Here is an 18522-nt window from a genome sequence, read left to right on the forward strand (position 1 = left end):
GCCCTGCCCTCCGTTTAGGCCGCGCTGCGCTCGGCGGTGTGGCCGCCGGCGCTGGTCAGTAACCATGCTTCTCCGCAAGCCTTGGCCAACTCGCGAACGCGCAAAATGTAGGATTGGCGCTCGGTCACCGAGATCACCCCGCGCGCATCAAGCAGGTTGAAGACATGGCTCGCCTTGATGCACTGGTCATAGGCCGGCAGAACCGCACGGTGCTCCGCTCCCGGCTCGCTGGGCTCCGAGGCGCGCAGGATGGCTTTGCACTCGGCTTCGGCGTCTTCAAAATGCTTGAACAGAGCGGCGGTGTTCGCAATCTCGAAATTGTAGCGGGAATATTCCTGCTCAGCCTGTAGAAACACATCGCCATAGGTCACCTTATCGGGACCCTCGCGGCCGTTGAAGTTGAGATCGTAAACGTTTTCAACGCCCTGGACGTACATCGCGATGCGCTCAAGCCCGTAGGTGAGTTCGCCTGAAACCGGCGAGCATTCCTGCCCGCAAACCTGCTGAAAGTAGGTGAACTGCGAGACCTCCATCCCGTCACACCAACATTCCCAGCCAAGCCCCCAAGCGCCCAGAGTTGGGCTTTCCCAATCATCTTCGACGAAGCGGATGTCGTGGGTGGCGCTATCGAGGCCGATGGCGGCCAGCGAGCGCAAGTACAGATCCTGCAGATCGGGTGGCGATGGCTTCAAGAGCACCTGGTACTGGTAATAGTGCTGCAACCGGTTGGGGTTTTCACCATAGCGGCCATCCTTGGGGCGGCGCGAGGGCTGGACGTAGGCCGCCTTCCACGGAAGAGGGCCAAGCGCCCGCAATGTGGTGGCGGGGTGGAAGGTCCCCGCGCCCATTTCCATGTCGTAGGGCTGCAAAATCGTGCAGCCATGGTCTGCCCAAAACTGCTGAAGTGTCAGGATCAGGCCCTGAAAGGACCGGGTGGGATCATTGTGCGCAGACATGGCGCCTTATCGCTCATCAACGGAAAACCAGCCTTCCCGTACCAGCGCCAGCGCAAGGGTCAAGCCGGAGGCGTGTTAGCTCTCGTCACCGGGCTTGTAGTTACCGGTCGCCGGATCGCGCTTGAGCTGCGGCATGGCCTCGCGATCGTCGGTAGTTTTGGCGCGTCGCGTGTCGTCCATTGCACGGTTCACCCGCATCCATTCGCGGCGCATGATTCGGGAGGCTATGAAACCGCCGACAGCTAAGGCTGCCAAACCAAAGAATGCCGGCATTCGCGAAGTCCCCCGATCACTTTTTGTGTGCCGCGTGTCTCGATAGGCTGAAAGCCACGACGCCACAGACTAATGCGAACGCTCCCATCGGCCAATAGTTCGTCAACCAGACCATCAAAGCGCCCACGTCTTAAGCCCCTCAAAGCCCGAATCGGGCCCAATGGGCGCGGTCTTCAATGGAAGCAATTGCGCCCTCAATCAGCGCATCGCCGAGGGCTGCGGCCGAGAAGCCTCGGGCTGCCTGGGAACGAAAAAGCGCGCCGAAACCACGCCGCTGGGTCGGGATCGCCACCAGCTTCACCTTGTCGCCAAGGCGATCCTTCATCGTCGCGTCGAGATTGTCGATCCGGTCGGCGAGGCCAAGCTCCACCGCTTTCTTCCCTGCCCAGAACTCGCCCGTGAAAAGCTGCTTGTCATCAGGGTCGATACGGCCTTCACGTCGGGCTTTAACCAGACCGACAAAGGAATCGTGGATTTCCTTCTGGATCGTTTTCAACCGCTTGATATCATCAGGTTTTTCCGGCTGAAACGGGTCAAGCGATAGCTTCTTCTCGCCTGCGGTATAGACGCGCCGATCGACGCCCCACCGCTCGATCACCCGGTCGAAACCGAAGCTGGCGGAAATCACGCCGATGGACCCGAGGATCGAACTGTCGTCGCAAATAATCTCATCGCCCGCGCAGGCCAGCATGTAACCACCTGACGCGCCGACATCTTCGACCATCACCACAACGTCTTTCTCTTTCTCCTTGGCAAGTTTTCGGATCCGGTCGTGGATCAGCCGGGATTGAACCGGTGAGCCGCCCGGCGAATTGATGACGATACCAACAACGGGCGCATCGAACGAGAACAGCTTGGCCAGCGGACCGGCGACGGCGGCTAAAGACAGCCCGCGGTTGACCCGACCGCCACCGCCAATCACCCCGCTCAGGCGCAAGACCGGCACGAGCGGCGTTTTGGGTCGGATGGCCTTGGGCAAGTAGCGGCGAAGCACGGCAGGGTCCTTTTTGGTCGCGGCGGGTTGATCTCGACATGGGGTGGTTGTGTTGCCGCCGCAAGGGGTGGTGGATCGTTAGCGGCCTGCGGCCATCTCGATCCCCTCTCGACCCGCAAGAATGGCACGGGCGGAGGGCGTGTAGCTGCCGTCAGGCCCATGTAGAGTGATCCCCGGCAAAAGCGCGGGGCGGGTTCGCCGGCCCTTGATGGCCCGGATGAGGAGACGTTCGGCTGGCATGTCGGGCCCAGGATGCAGACCGCGGATGCATAGCGCGCCGAAGCGTCGCTCAAGGACAGCCAGGAGATCACTTAGCCCGTCAGCCGCGAAAATCATTGTCAGTGTCCCACCCGGCTTCAGGACGCTGGCAGCGGTGCGCGCCCAGCCTTCGAGCGCCTCGGGCGAGATGACGTGAGCGGCGAGTTTGCTGGCTTGAGCCCGCACATGCCCCTGCCGCCGATAGGGCGGGTTTGCCACCACATGATCAAACGATGCGCGTTTCAGCCCGGCCGCTGTTCGAGCGGGCTCAGCGGCCAGAAGGTCGACGTCGCACACCTTGACCCGGCGGCTAAGCGAAGGGTTCGCCGACACGCTTTGCCGCGCGCATTCGAGCAGAACCGGATCATTTTCAGCAAGGATCACGCGCGCGTCCGGGTTAGCGTGGGCGGCCATGAGGCCTACCGCACCGGCACCGGCACCCATGTCGAGAATGTCGCCAGCCGCTCCTGAAAGCGTGGCTGCGAGCAAGACAGCGTCCGAGCCGGATCGATGCGACCCGCGTGCTGGCTGAATGAGTGTCACGGCACCACCGATGAAGGCATCGCGCGTGACCTCTCCAGCCCCTTCGCCCGCCATCGCGCTAACGGTCACGGCACCAGACCTGCATCCGCCATCGCGCGCTCGGCCTCCTCCTTGCGGTCCGCGTCGACCATGACCCGGCGGGGCAAAACGCCGATCGACCCCTCCAGAACCGACATGTGCTGGTCGGCCACGAAGTAGATGATGTCCAACTCCTTCAGCAGCGCCTCAACAGCGGAGATCAGCACGATGTCGTTGGTCCGGAACAGTTCTTCCATCGGTCTTTCGCGTTGCGGTTGGTTTGCGCTGCTTGTTTTTGCGTCCACTGGCCTTTGCTTGCAAGTGGCGGGGGCCAACCGCCGCCAGGCCGATGCAGCTTTTGGGGCGTGACCGTTTGCCGGACTGTTCAGCGGGGCTGCATTGTGCTTTGCACCGCCCACTGAGAAAACGCGCGCATTCGAGCGCGCATGTGGGAGACCAAGATGGGCGTCGTTGTTCCGCTATCGCATCACCAGCAGGGCAAAGCATCGCTTGAGCGGGTGATGGGGCTGTCTTCCGAGCCGATGCAGCGGGTCAATCAGATTATCCTGAGCCGCACAGGCTCCGACGTCGAGATGATCCCCGAAGTCGCCAAGCACCTGATCGATTCGGGCGGGAAGCGTTTGCGTCCTATCCTGACGATCCTTTGCGCGCAGATGTTCGGATACGGCCACGACACAAGCCAGATCGGGCATCTCAAGCTCGCTGCCAGTGTTGAGTTCATGCACACCGCAACCCTGCTGCATGATGACGTTGTCGACGAAAGCGATATGCGCCGCGGCAAACCCGCTGCCCGCATGCTGTGGGGCAATCAGGCGAGCGTCCTGGTGGGCGATTTCCTACTTGGGCAAGCGTTCCAGATGATGGTCGAGGTCGGCTCGCTTCCCTCTTTGGAAGTGCTGTCGCACGCCTCAGCGGTCATCGCGGAGGGTGAGGTCATGCAGCTGACCACCGCCAAGAACACCAACACGACCGAAGACGAGTATTTGCAGGTCATCAAGGCGAAGACGGCTGCGCTGTTTTCTGCCGCCTGCGAGGTCGGCCCCATCGTCGCAAGCCAGCTCGATCCCCAAATAGGCGAAGTGGGGCGGGCGGCCTTGCGTTCCTATGGCACCAATCTGGGCCTCGCCTTCCAGCTTGTCGATGACGCGCTCGACTATGGCGGTTCGGCCAAGGACCTTGGCAAGGACGTCGGCGACGATTTTCGCGAGCGAAAGGTGACCTTGCCCGTGATCTTGGCCTACCGGCGCTCGGAAGGTGACGAAAAAGCGTTTTGGGACAGGGTGATCGTGCAAGGCGAACAGCGCGAAGGCGATCTGGAACGCGCCACGGCATTGGTCCGCGATCGTCAGGGGCTCGCGGACACGATCAGTCGCGCCCAGCATTTTGGTGCGGTTGCGTGCGATGCGCTGGATGGTTTGCCTGCCAGCGAAGAGAAAGCGGCGCTCCTCGACGCCGTGGCATTTTGCATCGACCGCGTCAGCTGAGCCCCGCCATAGGCTTCTTCTCTTAGCCATCGGTCAAAAAGGTGATGGACCGGCGCGCGCCCACCCGGTAGGTCCATGGCGGCTGTGCTGCACTGCACGCAAACCTGCTCGAAGCCGGGAGACCCCCAATGACGACCGCAACCGAAAAATGGGTCTATTCGTTTGGCGACGGAGCTGCCGAAGGTCATGCGGACATGCGCAACCTTCTTGGCGGGAAAGGCGCAAACCTGGCTGAAATGAGCCGCATCGGCCTGCCGGTTCCACCTGGCTTCACGGTGACAACCGACGTCTGCACGCACTTTTACCAAAATGGCCGCACCTACCCCGCCACTCTTGAAGGCCAGCTGGCCGCCGCGGTCGGCAAGATCGAAACGATTACGGGCAAACAGTTCGGTTCGAACGAGCGGCCGCTGCTCCTGTCGGTCCGATCGGGTGCGCGCGTATCGATGCCCGGCATGATGGACACCGTCCTCAATCTTGGCCTCAACGATCAGACCGTGGAAGCACTGGCGACCTTGTCCGGGGATGACCGCTTCGCGCGCGACAGTTACCGGCGCTTCATCCAGATGTATGGCGACGTGGTGATGGGCGTCGAGCACGACCTGTTCGAAGACGCACTCGGCGAGGTCAAGGACGCAGCGGGATATGCGCTCGACACCGAACTGACCGCTGCCGATTGGGGCAAGTTGATCGAGCAATTCAAGCGGATCGTTGAGGAAGAAGCGGGTGAGCCCTTTCCCCAAGACCCGCACCAGCAATTGTGGGGCGCGGTCGGCGCGGTGTTCAAGAGCTGGATGGTCCCTCGCGCGATCACCTACCGGACACTTCACGATTACCCTGAAGACTGGGGCACTGCCGTCAACGTCCAGGCCATGGTGTTCGGGAATATGGGCGAAAGCTCAGCAACCGGCGTTGCGTTTACGCGCGATCCATCAACCGGCGACAACCATCTGTACGGCGAGTTTCTTGTTAACGCTCAAGGTGAGGACGTCGTTGCCGGCATCCGTACGCCCCAGTCCCTGACGCGCCGAGCCCGGGAACAGGGTGGCGATACGCAGCCCTCGCTTGAAGAAACGATGCCGGAGGCGTTTGCAGAGTTCCAGCGCTATTGCGGTGTGCTCGAAAAGCACTACCGCGACATGCAGGACATGGAGTTCACCGTAGAGGCGGGCAAACTGTGGATGCTGCAGACGCGCAGCGGCAAGCGCACCACAAAGGCGGCGATGAAGATCGCTGTCGATATGGTCGACGAAGGCCTTATCTCGCAGCAGGACGCACTTTTGCGGCTCGACCCTGCTGCGATTGATCAACTTCTCCACCCCACGATCCGCGAAGACGCTGAGCGCACGGTCATCGCACGCGGCCTGCCCGCATCGCCCGGCGCGGCCACCGGCGAGATCGTCCTGACCTCCGCCGATGCCGAGGCTGCCGCAGCCGCCGAGCGCGACTGTATCCTGGTGCGTGTGGAAACCAGCCCCGAAGACATCCACGGCATGCATGCCGCGAAGGGCATTCTGACCGCTCGCGGCGGAATGACCTCGCATGCGGCGGTGGTGGCTCGGGGCATGGGTACGCCGTGTGTATCGGGTGCTGGGGCGATCCGGATCAATGCCGAACTTGGCATCGTCTCGGTCGGTGCGACCAAGCTGAAAGCAGGCGACATCATCACGATCGATGGCGCAACTGGCGATGTCATACTCGGCACCGTCGCGATGCAGGAACCGGAGCTGACCGGCGCCTTCTCCGCCGTCATGAAATGGGCGGACGAAGCGCGCCGCATGACCGTGCGGACCAACGCCGAAACCCCACAGGATGCCGAAACCGCGCGCAAATATGGGGCGGAGGGCATAGGGCTTTGCCGCACCGAACACATGTTCTTTGATGATGACCGGATCGTCTCAGTGCGCGAGATGATCCTCGCCGACGATCCGGCGGTGCGTCGCAACGCCCTTGAGAAAATCCTGCCCATGCAACGGGCGGACTTCACGCAACTCTTCGAGATCATGGCTGGTCTACCGGTGACGATCCGTCTTCTCGATCCGCCATTGCACGAGTTCCTGCCCCATTCGGCCTCGGAGTTCGCCGAGCTGGCGCAACAGATCGGCGTGGATGCAGATGAACTGCGGGAACGCGCGCGCGCGCTGCATGAGTTCAACCCGATGCTGGGCCATCGCGGCTGCCGCCTTGCGATCTCCTACCCCGAGATCGCACGCATGCAGACACGGGCGATTGTCGAGGCGGCCATTGATGCGGCCAAAACCACTGGACAGCCGGTCGAGCCGGAAATCATGGTGCCGCTGGTTGCGACACTCGCAGAGCTCGACTTCGTCAAAGCGGCAATCGACGAGGTTGCGCAGGCCGTGATGGAGGAACGTGGCCAGTCTATTGTCTACACGGTCGGCACTATGATCGAGCTGCCGCGTGCGGCGCTGCGGGCGAGCGAGATTGCGCAATCTGCGGCATTCTTTTCCTTTGGCACCAACGACCTGACGCAAACGACGTTTGGCATTTCGCGCGATGACGCGGCCCAGTTCATGGGAACCTATGAGCGGCTCGGGATCATGGAAAAGGACCCCTTCGTCACCCTCGATCAGGATGGCGTCGGCGAGTTGGTCAGGCTGGCATCTGAGCGCGGCCGGGCGCAACGCGGCGACATCAAACTGGGCATATGCGGCGAGCATGGCGGCGACCCGGCATCCATCGGCTTCTGTGAGACGATCGGGCTCGACTACGTTTCCTGTTCGCCTTTCCGGGTGCCTATCGCACGGCTGGCGGCTGCGCAGGCGGCGCTGCGGACGTCAGAATCCGGGGCCTAGGATAGAGCGGTGACCGACGCCGCACCCTCGCTCGAAATGCTGGGCACAGGCGGCAAGCGCGCCATTGCACGGGCGTTGTCGACGCTGGACCGCCCAACGCTTCGCGAGGCCGATGCCGCGCTTCTCGACGCTGCCTTTGAAAGTCAGAAGGGCCGTGTCTTGGGTCTCACCGGTCCGCCCGGTGTTGGAAAGTCCACTCTCCTTCAGGCATTGATCGGCGCGATCAGAGCCAAAGATCAGACGCTTGCAGTGATCGCCGTCGATCCCTCCTCTCACGCCACGGGGGGCGCACTCCTTGGGGACCGGACGCGGCTGTCGCTCGATCCGGAAGATGGTGGACTGTTCGTCCGATCGCTGGCCGCCCGCGACCGGCTGGGCGGGCTGTCCCACCACGCCATCGCATCGACAATTTTGCTGCGCGCGCTTTTCGATATGGTGCTGGTGGAAACGGTGGGGATCGGCCAATCGGAAGCGGACATACGGCTGGTGGCGGATCAGTCAATTTTGTGCGTGCAACCCGGATCAGGCGATGCCCTTCAATTCATGAAGGCGGGCATCATGGAATGGCCCGACCTGATTTGCGTCACCAAGTCCGATATGGGGCGGCCCGCCCGGCGCGCCGTGGCAGACGTGGAGGGCGCACTTGGCCTTGCAAGCCACGCCAACACCCCACCGACCGTCCTGGCAGTATCGGCGAAGACTGGCGAGGGCATGGACGCGTTGGTTGCCCACGCTTTGGCGCTGCCCGTCCACCGCCGCGCCGATCAAGCGCAGTTGATTGTTAACGATGCGATCCGCCATCGCTTTGGGACCGATGGGGTGGAAAGGCTGACCGAAGCGGAAGTTAAGGTTAACCTTAACAAACCGTTTCACTGCATTTTTGCCACAAATCGCGCTTTAAGCAGATCGCGTTAGCCCAACAATGACAAGGGCTTAGCGTCGATGTCGAAGGCATCGTAAGCCACTCTTGTCATACTGGTTTAACGAGTGATTACCGGACTGTCCCAACTCATAACGGAAATTCACCGGCAGCTTTACGGGTTTGCAAGGTTAACCACCCATAACCAAAATTGTTCGAATGCGGCGAATGGGAGCTTGCTGCGTTTGAACGGTGTGTATGGCGATGGGTCGGACACCCGGCGGTGGTACCGCGCTTCGGTTTGGGTATTGCGTAGGAGTTGCGTAACCATGTTTGGTGTAGGACCTGTCGCCAAGCGCGCCTTGGGACGTTCTCAGGGTGCAAAGCTCCCACTATTTGGGCTTAGCCCACAAAAGGCGACGGGCATCGCAGCGGTTGGCGCGCTTATGGCTTTGTCGCAACCCGCTACGGTTGGCCATCTCGATGCCGCTCATCTGCTTGGCCTCGATGGCCCTGGTTCTGAGCGTTGGCAAAGTTTCCTCACCGCTTCTCCGGCCGGTTCCATACACAGCGCAACTCTGCACCTCGACGATGAGCGCGGGCATGCCCTCCAACATGGCGGTGTGGCGAACCTGTCCGAACCAGCGGCGCTGGCCGCAATCGCTCCGGCGTCCTTGAACGAAGAACTTGTAACGGGATCCATTCCCGATAACCGCCTGCCTGTCGGACGCGACCAAAACGTTGCGCGGGACAGTCGCGAGCATCAACTAGTGACGCCTGCGGTCCACGCGATGCGCGAAGCGCGCCGCCTACCGGTTTCTTTGGTCGAGCAGCACCCGTTCGCGCAACTTGAAGTTGCTGCATTGCCCGATGCGGCCTTTTCCGGCCATATCGGCATGATCGCGCCGCAGCCGGAAATCATGGTCGCCGAAGACCCCGTCGGCGCTATCGAAGGCGTTGCGGCACGCGGCGACGAGAGCTCTGAGCCAGGAAGCGACGCCGCCAGCCCCTACGCGCTCGCGATGATCGATCCATCCGCCGCCGGCTCGCCGCTGGACGACACCGAAGGGCAGCAGCAGATTTCCGCATTTCTAGGCAATGATCGGCAATTCCGCTGTCTTGCCGAAGGCATCTACTTCGAAGCGCGCGGTGAGCCGCGCCGTGGCCAGGTCGCGGTCGCGCAGGTCATCATGAACCGCGTGCATCACGACGAATTCCCCGACACGATCTGCGGCGTCGTTTACCAGAACCAGCATTGGCGCAATCGCTGCCAGTTCTCGTTTGCCTGCGACGGTATTCCCGAGCGGATCACCGAACAACGTGCCTGGGAAGAGTCCGAAGATGTCGCCAAGCAAGTCCTTGAAGAGCGTGATCTGATCGATTCCATCAAGGAATCAACGCATTACCACGCCAATTACGTGCGCCCGCGCTGGGCACCGCGGATGATCCGGCTCGACCGGATTGGTCTGCATATCTTCTACAAAGGCCGTTACGGCGGCTGGCGATAAACAGACGAAGCGGGTTCGCGATCGCGGACGCCGTCCTTACCCCAACAACCCCTCTGCGATCCACCAATCGGGGCGCGCAGCTCTCAGGTCCGCCGCTTTCTCGCCAGCATCGACCTCGCTTTCGAACAGCGCGAAACAGGTCGCACCCGAGCCGCTCATCCGAGCAAACGGCGCACCCTCCAGCGCATCCATAACGTCAGAAATGGCTGGCTCCAGCGCACTCGCAGGCGCCATCAAATCGTTGCGTGTACCGCCAAGCCACGTAATGAGATCATTGAAGTTGGGCGGGGGCTCCGGATAAGACGGCAAAGGTGGGTTATGCCTCGATTGCAAGGCGGCGAACACCTTGGGCGTCGAGACTTCTCTGAGTGGGTTCACCAGCACGCAAAAGGCTCGTGGCAAATCCACCGCGCTGACCACCGAACCGATTCCATCGATCAAGGCCGGGGTGCCCGTAAGACACATGGGGATGTCCGCGCCCAGCGCGAGGCAGTCGGCTGTCTGTGCGTCCGTGAGAGCTGCGCCATTGGTCAGCAGCTCCACCAGTGCCGCCGCATCTGCCGAGCCGCCGCCTATTCCTGCTGCGATGGGCAGGTTCTTCATCAAATGGATGTGGACAGGCTCGGGCTGCAAGCCCCAGCGCCGCACCATCGAGAGGGCTTGCCCGAGAATGTTTCCATCGAGGGGCGGAACATGCGCCGCAAACGGCCCATCGACCGTCAATGTGTCTTCGCGGGCCGGTTGGATGCGAACCTCATCGCCCACATCGACAAAGGCTACCAGGGAACTGAGCGTATGGTAGCCGTCAGAACGTTGCCCGGTGACATGCAAGGCGAGGTTGACCTTCGCCCGCGCCCGCGCCCGCGCGCTTGCCGATCCCGACATCGGGCAGGCTGCGTTATTGGATCGTCGGAATCTTGTAGCCTTCCGGCCAGACGCCAACCGACTCGACTTCCTGCCGGGTCAGACCGCGTTGCAGCTTCCGTTGGATGGCTTCCTCGTCGATCTCATCGTGCGTGTCATCAAGATCGCGGGCATGGCTCCATTGGAAGCGAGCTTCCAGTCGCCGTCCAACCATCCAGTAGGCATCGCCCAGATGATCATGAATCACGGCTTGTGTCGGATCGAGGATAACCGCTCGCTCCAACTGCTCGACAGCGTCCTCGAACCTGCCCAGGCGGAAGTACACCCATCCAAGGGAATCCACGATGTAGCCGGAGTCGGGGCGCATCTCGACGGCGCGCTCCAGCATCTGAACCGAACGATCAAGGTTCTCACCACGATCAACCCAGGTGTAGGCGAGGTAATTCAGGACGTCGGGCTGATCTTCATTGAGCTCCAGCGCCTTAAGAAAATCGGCTTCAGCCAACGGCCAGCGATCGGTCCGCTCGAAGGCGATCCCGCGTTGGTAGAAGAGCCGCCAGTGCTCAAAAGTGGGCTTTTCGATCGTTTCGATGCCCATGCTGTAAACCTCGGCAGCGCGCTCAAAGTCACGGCGCACCCGCAGGACCGTGCCGAACGTGCTGATCGCGTTCAGGTCGGACGAGTCCGCTTCGATCAGCGCCTCAAGATGTGCATCGGCCTCATCGGGGCGCTCAAGCTGGTCTAGAAGAACACCCAAGCGGATTTCTGCAGTCCGCTTGAGCGCTGATTCATCGGTGATGCCCTCATACACATCCACCGCTCTTTCCCACAGTTCCAGCCCCTCATAGGTGCGGGCGAGCCCGAAGCGGGCCAGATCGAACTCGGGCGCAGCGAACAAAGCGAGGTTCAGGTAGATCGCGCCCACTTCCTCTGCGCCATCCTGCCCGAGGGCGACGCCCAACCCGTAAAGCACTTCGGCAGCACCTTGCTGCGCTGTGCGCACGCGCATCGAAATCGGCTGATCAGCCAACGCAGCCGCGATATCGCCAGCAATGACTTCATTGCTGGGGGCAAGCATCCGAAACCCTTCAAGGACTTCCAGCGCTTCATCCTTGCGATCGTTGGCGATAAGCCCCCTCGCATAGCCCTGCACGAGCCGAAGCGCGCCCGGGTCCGCGGTGTACGCGCGTTCGAGATCGGCGAGCGCTTCCTTGGAATCCCCGTTTGCGAGCCGGATCAGCCCAGCATGAAACGAAGCATAAAGCTCCACCCAAGCAGGGCCGTCCATCGCATCGAGTATCGCGAGACCTTGCTCCGCATCCCCAGCCCCATAATGCGCCCAGGCACCCACGAGGCTCGCAACGATGTCGCCGAAGCCATCACTCTGGTATGCCTCCAGTTCGCGCAAGGCGACGCGGTGTGATCGTTGGCGCATGGCGTCAAGGGCAATTGCGAGCCGCGCCACGCCGGTGTCACCTGCGGCAACCAGCAAACTCGCCAGATCCAGCGCACCGGTCATGCGGCCGTCGGCAAGCTCCATAGTGAAAGCGCTTTGCAGAAACCGGCTCGATGATGGGTCAAGCTCGTGCAACCCGCGATAAAACTCCGCAGCGCGAGGCAAATCCCGTTCGGTTTCCGCTAAAGTAGCCGCCAGGAACAGCCCGGATAGAGAGGTTGCGGACTGTGCTTCGACCGGCGGCGCCAGGGCTTCAGCCTCGTGGGTTTCTATCGCCACCGTATCCGCTTGCGCGACGCTGACCAGAGAAACACTCGCCGACATCAGGGTTGCAACGAGTAGAGCGGGGAAGGTTAAGCGCACGGTTGCATGTCCTCTCAAGGCCCAACTGTCAGGGTGCCAGCAAATCAGTGAAGCGGTTCGTGGTGCCTAACCATGGCTTTTTCCCGGCAGGCGCACAAGCGCCTAAAAAACCGCATGGTCACCGCGCTCAACGGTTGCTTCGCCGCTGGCAAGCTGCCGGAAGAAGCCCGCGAGCGTGTCGTTTCCGAAGCTGGGCGTTGCATCCGCGTCGTAGCGACCCTGCTCGGGGTCCCACACCAGCATCGACTCGGTCGCGTAATACCGGCCGATGCGTGCCAGCTCGGCCTTGACTGCCAGCTTGGGAAACATGCGACCTCCTAAGCTCAAGCCGGTGATAATTGCGTCCATCATGCCGATGGGTACCGAACGAAACTTCGGCGGCAGCCCGAGGGCTTCGAACAGGTCTTCACCCTGCTGCCGGGGCGTCTGTGCCGGGCCCGGCCCACCAATCGGCAGCACCACGTTGTGCATCTGCGTGTCGCGCACGGCCCTCACGATGTAACGCGCCAGATCCTCGTCGCTGATTGGCTTACAGGCGGTCAGCGCACCATCCGCAAACAGGAGGAAGGGCTTTCCCGCTTTGACCCGATCAAACTGTCCCGACAAGGATTTGAAGAACGCGGTCGGGCGGATGATCGAATGGGTGATGTCGGCGGCAGTGAGGCGGTCTTCGAACGCGATCTTCGCCCTCTGAAAGGCGAGAACGGGCTTCTGCACGCAGATCGCCGACAACAAAACAAAATGCTGACACCCGGCCATTGCCGCCGCCTCAAGCGTATTGAGGTTGGCGTGGTAGTCAATGGCCCAAGCGTCATCGGGTGCGCCAGTGCGGGACGCAAGGCAGGAAATGACGACATCGAAGGGCTCGGCCTTGAAGCCATGCTCAAGCAGGTGAGCGGCATCGGTAACGTGAGCCGTCCGATAGTGCGCGCCATCGATTGTAGCGGCTCGGTTGGCGCGAACAACGCAAACCGTCTCAAAGCCCTGCGCCACCAGTTCTTTCGCTACAGCGCGCCCGATTGTCCCGGTCGCGCCAACAAGCAGCGCCCGCGCCACCCGACCTACATCCCCGGATAGTTCGGACCGCCGCCCCCTTCGGGAACTTGCCAGACGATGTTCTGGTTGGGGTCCTTGATATCGCAGGTTTTGCAGTGAACGCAGTTCTGCGCGTTGATCTGGAACCGCATGTCACCTGCGCCGTCATCCACCCATTCGTAGACGCCAGCAGGGCAGTAGCGCTGAGACAGGCCGCTATAGAGGCCAAGTTCGGAAATGCGCTGCAGCCGCTGATCGGAAACCCGAAGGTGGACCGGCTGATCTTCCTCGTGGTTGGTGTTCGACAGAAAAACCGACGACAGCCGGTCGAAGGTCAGTTTCCCGTCGGGTTTTGGATAGGCGACGGGCGGCGCGTCGAACTCTTTGCCGGTCGCCTCGTGATCGGGCTTGCCGTGGGCAAGGGTGCCGAACAACGATGTTCCAACTGTCTGGTTGAGCCACATATCGAGGCCGCCCAACATGACACCCAGCCGGGTACCATAACGCGACCATAGGGGTTTCACGTTGCGAACAGGCGCCAGATCCTGACCGATGGGGCTGGCGCGCCAGCCCGTCTCATAGTCTCCCAACTCGTCCTGTGCCCGTCCGGCGGCGAGCGCCTCAATAACCGCATCGGCGGCTTGGATTCCCGACAGCATCGCGTTGTGCGAGCCTTTGATGCGCGGAACGTTCACAAAACCTGCCGAGCAGCCCAGGAGGGCACCACCCGGGAAGGTGAGCTTCGGGACGGACTGGTAGCCGCCCTCGGAAATCGCGCGGGCGCCATAGGCCAACCGTCGCGCGCCTTCGAACGTTGGCGCGATCATCGGGTGGGTCTTGTAGCGCTGAAACTCTTCGAACGGCGACAGGTGCGGGTTCTTGTAATTGAGGTGGACAACGAAGCCGACTGCAACCTGATTGTCCTCAAGGTGGTAGAGGAACGACCCGCCACCGGTAGCGTTGTCGAGTGGCCACCCGAAGGAATGCTCAACGCGTCCGGGATGGTGCCTGTCAGGCTTGACCTCCCAAAGTTCCTTCAGCCCAAGCCCATACTTTTGATGATCGGCATCGCGCGCCAAATCGAACTTGGCAATGGCCTGCTTGGACAGCGACCCACGCACGCCCTCGGCCAACAGCACATATTTGCCGTGCAGCTCCATGCCCGGCGTGTGCTGGTCGTTCGGCTGGCCATCGCGGCCGATACCCATGTCGCCGGTCGCCACGCCGTACACCGCGCCATCATCATTGATCAGAAGTTCGGCAGCCGCGAAGCCCGGATAGATCTCGACCCCAAGCGCCTCAGCCTTTTCGGCGAGCCAGCGACAGACATTGCCAAGCGACACGATGTAGTTGCCATGGTTGGACATCAGCGGCGGCATGGCAAAGTTGGGCAAGCGCACGCCACCGCCCGGCCCGAGATAATAAAACCTGTCCTCGGTTACGGCGGTCTTGATGGGCGAATCGTCTTCCCGCCAGTCCGGCAGCAACGCATCAAGCCCAATAGGATCGATGACAGCGCCTGACAGAATGTGCGCGCCCACCTCCGCGCCCTTTTCGAGAACAACGACCTCGCAGTCCGGGTCAGCCTGTTTGAGGCGGATGGCAGCTGCAAGACCGGCAGGACCCGCGCCGACAATCACAACATCGAAAGGCATGCTTTCGCGTTCGCTGCTCATCGATGCTGCTCCGATTCCTGACAAATTGCTGCATTGCACACTTCGCGCGCTCTTTGTTTCCTTATAAACAGACAACGTCAATTGGCCTTAATGTCTCGAAACCGGTTTACCAGACGGATGGATAACGCAGCTCTGAGATCAATTCTTGAGTTCTACCGCGATGCTGGCGTCGATGCAGCGATCGGCGAGGAACCGGTAGATCGGTTCGATGAGTCAAAGCGCGACGTTGCGCGCAAACAAGCCGATCAACAGGCGCGAGCGGATGCGCTGGCCGCCCAAATAGCCCCGCCACCGGGCGAAGCTCCTCCTGTCATTCAAGCCGCCCAGCCGCTACACGCTGCAAAGGGAAGGTCGGTGGAAGGTATTGAAGCCGCACAGGCTCTGGCGGCGCGTGCGCAAAGCCTCGATGAGCTGCGGCAGGCACTCGAAGCGTTCGACGGGTGTGCGCTGAAGAAGACCGCGCGTCGGCTGGTCTTTTCCGACGGAAACCCAAAGGCGTCGATCATGCTGATCGGCGAGGCGCCTGGCCGGGAGGAAGATGAACGGGGCCTGCCCTTTGTCGGCCGATCGGGGCAACTGCTCGATAAAATGCTCGCTGCGATCGACCTGGATCGCTCATCGGTCTACATCGGCAACGCAATTTACTGGCGCCCGCCCGGCAATCGCACACCAACCGCCGAAGAGCGCGCCCTGTGCGAGCCGTTCATCCGGCGTCAGATCGTGCTTGCTCAACCGAAAGTCCTTATGACGCTTGGCGGCTCAGCGCTCTCTAGCTTGTTTGGCATCCAGGGGATCATGAAGACACGGGGCCGGACGTTGAGCTACGAGTATGACGGCCTGACGATCCCGAGCGTACCAACGCTTCACCCGGCAGCGCTGTTGCGCACGCCCAGCAATAAGAGACTGGCATGGCAGGATTTTCTCGCGCTGGAGCGGATCATCGACGAAACCGGCGCCCGGCAGTAGGAACCTCCCATGACGCTTGACCAAACCCTCCCCTTTGTCCCTCTTGGTATTGCCGTTCTAACGGTGTCAGACACGCGAACATTGCAGGACGACAAGTCTGGCGACACGCTCGCGGGGCGTATCGAGGCCGCGGGCCACAAGCTGGCCGCACGTGTGATCGTACGGGACGATGTTCCTGCCTTGCAGGCGCAAGTCAAAGACTGGGCGGCCAATGACGCGATCGACGTCATCATAACGACGGGCGGAACCGGGTTTACCGGTCGCGATGTGACGCCTGATGCGCTCGAGCCGCTTTTTGACAAGCGCATGGACGGTTTTTCAGCACTCTTTCACCGCATAAGCTTTGAGAAGATCGGCACGTCGACACTGCAGTCGCGCGCCACCGCAGGGCTTGTCGGAACCACATTTGTGTTCTGCCTGCCGGGCTCGACAGGCGCCTGCAAAGACGGTTGGGACGGCATACTGGCCGCGCAACTCGACTATCGGCATCGCCCGTGCAACTTCGTTGAAATCATGCCGCGCCTTGACGAACATCTGCGCAGAGGACAGGGCGCAAGCACCTGAAACGCATGCGCTTTTCAGGAGTGATCGGCCACATGCGCCCCGCGTGGCGCTGATATCATTTCGTCCTTTGGCGCGGGCAGTGGCCGCGCGAGATAGCTGCGACTGCGTAACCGCATAAGGCCCGGGGCCGTCATCGTCGGCTCACCTTCTCGCCAGTTAATCACCGGCGCGCGGGCACCCATCAACACGGCGCGGCGCACCAGGATGCCTTGGCTTAGAAAAGCCCGCGATGCCAAACGGTTCGTTGCCAGAACCGTTATCCGTCGCCGCAAGTCTCCACTGCCGAGCTCTGGCTCATGTTCCGGCCGAAAACAGGCGGCAGACCGCGATTGGCTCACCCGCAACCGATCTTGCCGTTCGACAAAACCAACGCTCTCTTCCATCCAGCCGGCCGCAAGCACAGTGTTCTGGTCAAGCAGTAAAAGCCATGAGCCACGGTGCGCTTGTGCCAAGGCGCCGTCAAAGCCATCGCTTTTGGCGGACACCATCGCGGCACCGGCGGTGTCGGCGATCATGGCTGTCCCGTCACGAGATCCCAGGTCAAGGAAAACAACGTCGCGCACAACCCCTTCAGCCGCAGCTGAAATCAAAGGCCGCAAAACCTCCGGCAGCAGCTGTTCGCCATTGTTGGTGCGGATGACCACGCTAAGCATGCGGCAAATCTACCAGCCCTGCGCGCGGTTGGCGATAGGGCTGGGGATTGCACCATAGATGTAAATGTTCTATATTTGTTCTCATTTAATCGGCGATACCGGGCCGGAAAAGCGAGCCCTTCAAATTGGAAACGAGCGATGGGACATAATCCCCAAAAGGTGAAAGGTCGAGCAGCTGTTACGAATATCAGCGGCCGGTTTGAAAACTTCGCGCGCGTGCCGACCGACGATGGCTGGGAATCCTTCGATGATCTGCCACCACTGCGCACCGATGTTACAGCGGAGGCAGCACGTCACATCATCACGCGGAACACGTCGCCTGATGTCGGCTTCGACCGATCGATCAACCCCTATCGAGGTTGCGAGCATGGCTGCATCTACTGCTTTGCGCGCCCAACCCACGCTTATATGGGGCTGTCGCCCGGACTGGACTTCGAAACCCGGCTGTTTGCGAAGCCGAACGCTGCGAAGTTGCTGCGGGCCGAATTGTCCAAGCCAGGTTACAAACCAAAACCGATCGCGATCGGCACCAACACCGACCCCTACCAGCCAATCGAGAAGAAACAGCGGATCATGCGCGCTTTGCTGGAGGTGCTTTGGGAGTTCCGGCACCCCGTCCTGATCACAACCAAGTCGGCCATGGTTGCGCGCGACATTGATATTCTGCAGGACATGGCGCGCGAGGGCCTGTCACACGTCACGATGTCAGTGACAACGCTTGATCGCAGGCTCGCCCGCGCGATGGAGCCGCGCGCCTCGACGCCCCCTCGGCGGTTGGCGGCGATGGCGGCCTTGCATGAAGCCGGCATTCCCGTTTCGGTCGCCGCATCGCCGATGATCCCGGCGCTCAACGACCATGAGTTGGAAGCGATCCTGACCGCGGGGCACCAGGCGGGTGCACAGGCAGCAAACTGTATCGTTTTGCGCCTGCCGCTTGAGGTTCGCGATGTTTTCCAAAGTTGGCTGCTGGAGAACTATTCGGGGCGATACCGGCACGTGATTTCAGTCCTGAAATCGATGCGCGGCGGGGCAGATTATGATGCGCGTTGGGGCTACCGAATGCGCGGAACCGGGCCCTATGCCGATATGTTGGCCAAGCGGTTTGCACTGATCTGTGAGAAGCTGGGCTTGAAAAAAGACCGCTTTGGCTTGCGCACTGACCGTTTCCGCAAGCATGATCCGAGCACTCAGCAAATGGATCTGTTTGGAGGATGA

Annotated in this window: 17 protein-coding genes; 7 read left to right on the plus strand and 10 right to left on the minus strand. The window is 61.4% G+C overall.

Annotation, left to right across the window (positions count from 1 at the left end):
* Positions 1–14 precede the first annotated feature (14 nt).
* The 5 genes from AAF739_00745 to AAF739_00765 all read right to left on the minus strand — a co-directional run bounded on the left by AAF739_00745 (position 15) and on the right by AAF739_00765 (position 3299).
* The gene (locus AAF739_00745; GenBank protein MEM6381175.1) at positions 15–956 is read right to left on the minus strand and encodes a glycine--tRNA ligase subunit alpha; all 942 of its coding nucleotides are present in this window, start codon (positions 954–956) and stop codon (positions 15–17) included.
* Positions 957–1031: 75 nt separating this feature from the next.
* On the minus strand, positions 1032–1229 hold the full coding sequence (locus AAF739_00750; protein ID MEM6381176.1) for a hypothetical protein: 198 nt from the start codon (positions 1227–1229) through the stop codon (positions 1032–1034).
* A 139-nt stretch (positions 1230–1368) separates the two neighbouring features.
* Positions 1369–2223, minus strand: coding sequence for a S49 family peptidase (locus tag AAF739_00755; GenBank protein ID MEM6381177.1), 855 nt, complete (start codon positions 2221–2223; stop codon positions 1369–1371).
* A 78-nt stretch (positions 2224–2301) separates the two neighbouring features.
* Positions 2302–3093 carry a methyltransferase gene (locus AAF739_00760; GenBank protein ID MEM6381178.1) on the minus strand — a complete coding sequence of 264 codons (792 nt, stop codon included), beginning with the start codon at positions 3091–3093 and terminating at the stop codon, positions 2302–2304.
* A complete protein-coding gene (locus AAF739_00765) occupies positions 3090–3299 on the minus strand; it encodes a DUF2007 domain-containing protein (GenBank protein ID MEM6381179.1) in 210 nt (69 codons plus the stop codon). Before AAF739_00765 ends, AAF739_00760 begins: the two co-directional genes overlap by 4 nt.
* A gap of 204 nt (positions 3300–3503) precedes the next feature.
* Here AAF739_00765 and AAF739_00770 point away from each other — a divergent pair, with 204 nt between their 5' ends.
* The 4 genes from AAF739_00770 (at position 3504) to AAF739_00785 (ending at position 9730) form a co-directional block, all read left to right on the plus strand.
* Complete coding sequence (locus AAF739_00770) at positions 3504–4547, plus strand: polyprenyl synthetase family protein (GenBank protein MEM6381180.1); 1044 nt, start codon at positions 3504–3506, stop codon at positions 4545–4547.
* Positions 4548–4675: 128 nt separating this feature from the next.
* The gene (ppdK, locus tag AAF739_00775) at positions 4676–7363 is read left to right on the plus strand and encodes a pyruvate, phosphate dikinase (protein MEM6381181.1); all 2688 of its coding nucleotides are present in this window, start codon (positions 4676–4678) and stop codon (positions 7361–7363) included.
* A gap of 9 nt (positions 7364–7372) precedes the next feature.
* On the plus strand, positions 7373–8278 hold the full coding sequence (locus tag AAF739_00780) for an ATP-binding cassette domain-containing protein (GenBank protein MEM6381182.1): 906 nt from the start codon (positions 7373–7375) through the stop codon (positions 8276–8278).
* A gap of 273 nt (positions 8279–8551) precedes the next feature.
* Complete coding sequence (locus tag AAF739_00785) at positions 8552–9730, plus strand: cell wall hydrolase (GenBank protein MEM6381183.1); 1179 nt, start codon at positions 8552–8554, stop codon at positions 9728–9730.
* A gap of 36 nt (positions 9731–9766) precedes the next feature.
* Here AAF739_00785 and AAF739_00790 read toward each other — a convergent pair whose 3' ends face one another.
* From AAF739_00790 to AAF739_00805, 4 genes are all read right to left on the minus strand, one after another.
* A complete protein-coding gene (locus AAF739_00790) occupies positions 9767–10615 on the minus strand; it encodes a 4-(cytidine 5'-diphospho)-2-C-methyl-D-erythritol kinase (protein ID MEM6381184.1) in 849 nt (282 codons plus the stop codon).
* Positions 10616–10628: 13 nt separating this feature from the next.
* Complete coding sequence (locus AAF739_00795) at positions 10629–12413, minus strand: tetratricopeptide repeat protein (GenBank protein MEM6381185.1); 1785 nt, start codon at positions 12411–12413, stop codon at positions 10629–10631.
* Between the two features lie 102 nt (positions 12414–12515).
* Positions 12516–13469 carry an NAD(P)H-binding protein gene (locus tag AAF739_00800; protein MEM6381186.1) on the minus strand — a complete coding sequence of 318 codons (954 nt, stop codon included), beginning with the start codon at positions 13467–13469 and terminating at the stop codon, positions 12516–12518.
* Between the two features lie 5 nt (positions 13470–13474).
* The gene (locus AAF739_00805) at positions 13475–15124 is read right to left on the minus strand and encodes an electron transfer flavoprotein-ubiquinone oxidoreductase (protein ID MEM6381187.1); all 1650 of its coding nucleotides are present in this window, start codon (positions 15122–15124) and stop codon (positions 13475–13477) included.
* A gap of 117 nt (positions 15125–15241) precedes the next feature.
* Between AAF739_00805 and AAF739_00810 the strand changes: the two genes are divergently transcribed.
* Positions 15242–16090, plus strand: a complete 849-nt coding sequence (locus AAF739_00810) for a uracil-DNA glycosylase (protein ID MEM6381188.1) — start codon at positions 15242–15244, stop codon at positions 16088–16090.
* A gap of 9 nt (positions 16091–16099) precedes the next feature.
* Entirely contained in the window at positions 16100–16654 is a 555-nt protein-coding gene (gene moaB / locus AAF739_00815) for a molybdenum cofactor biosynthesis protein B (protein MEM6381189.1), read from the plus strand.
* Positions 16655–16668: 14 nt separating this feature from the next.
* Here the strand turns inward: moaB and AAF739_00820 are convergent, their stop codons facing one another.
* Positions 16669–17307, minus strand: coding sequence for a hypothetical protein (locus AAF739_00820; GenBank protein MEM6381190.1), 639 nt, complete (start codon positions 17305–17307; stop codon positions 16669–16671).
* Between the two features lie 138 nt (positions 17308–17445).
* On the opposite strand from AAF739_00820, the gene AAF739_00825 reads away from it, so the two are divergent.
* Positions 17446–18522 carry a PA0069 family radical SAM protein gene (locus AAF739_00825; GenBank protein MEM6381191.1) on the plus strand — a complete coding sequence of 359 codons (1077 nt, stop codon included), beginning with the start codon at positions 17446–17448 and terminating at the stop codon, positions 18520–18522.

The organism is Pseudomonadota bacterium, from assembly GCA_039024915.1.
In the GTDB taxonomy this organism is placed as follows: domain Bacteria; phylum Pseudomonadota; class Alphaproteobacteria; order Rhizobiales; family MH13; genus MH13.

Excerpts from the sequence above, each read along its gene's own strand:
- AAF739_00745 (MEM6381175.1), bottom strand. The coding sequence starts at position 956 with ATGTCTGCGCACAATGATCCCACCCGGTCCTTTCAGGGCCTGATCCTG.
- AAF739_00750 (MEM6381176.1), bottom strand. The coding sequence starts at position 1,229 with ATGCCGGCATTCTTTGGTTTGGCAGCCTTAGCTGTCGGCGGTTTCATA.
- AAF739_00765 (MEM6381179.1), bottom strand. The coding sequence starts at position 3,299 with ATGGAAGAACTGTTCCGGACCAACGACATCGTGCTGATCTCCGCTGTT.
- AAF739_00770 (MEM6381180.1), top strand. The coding sequence starts at position 3,504 with ATGGGCGTCGTTGTTCCGCTATCGCATCACCAGCAGGGCAAAGCATCG.
- ppdK (MEM6381181.1), top strand. The coding sequence starts at position 4,676 with ATGACGACCGCAACCGAAAAATGGGTCTATTCGTTTGGCGACGGAGCT.
- AAF739_00785 (MEM6381183.1), top strand. The coding sequence starts at position 8,552 with ATGTTTGGTGTAGGACCTGTCGCCAAGCGCGCCTTGGGACGTTCTCAG.
- AAF739_00790 (MEM6381184.1), bottom strand. The coding sequence starts at position 10,615 with ATGTCGGGATCGGCAAGCGCGCGGGCGCGGGCGCGGGCGAAGGTCAAC.
- AAF739_00805 (MEM6381187.1), bottom strand. The coding sequence starts at position 15,124 with ATGAGCAGCGAACGCGAAAGCATGCCTTTCGATGTTGTGATTGTCGGC.
- AAF739_00810 (MEM6381188.1), top strand. The coding sequence starts at position 15,242 with ATGGATAACGCAGCTCTGAGATCAATTCTTGAGTTCTACCGCGATGCT.
- moaB (MEM6381189.1), top strand. The coding sequence starts at position 16,100 with ATGACGCTTGACCAAACCCTCCCCTTTGTCCCTCTTGGTATTGCCGTT.
- AAF739_00820 (MEM6381190.1), bottom strand. The coding sequence starts at position 17,307 with ATGCTTAGCGTGGTCATCCGCACCAACAATGGCGAACAGCTGCTGCCG.
- AAF739_00825 (MEM6381191.1), top strand. The coding sequence starts at position 17,446 with ATGGGACATAATCCCCAAAAGGTGAAAGGTCGAGCAGCTGTTACGAAT.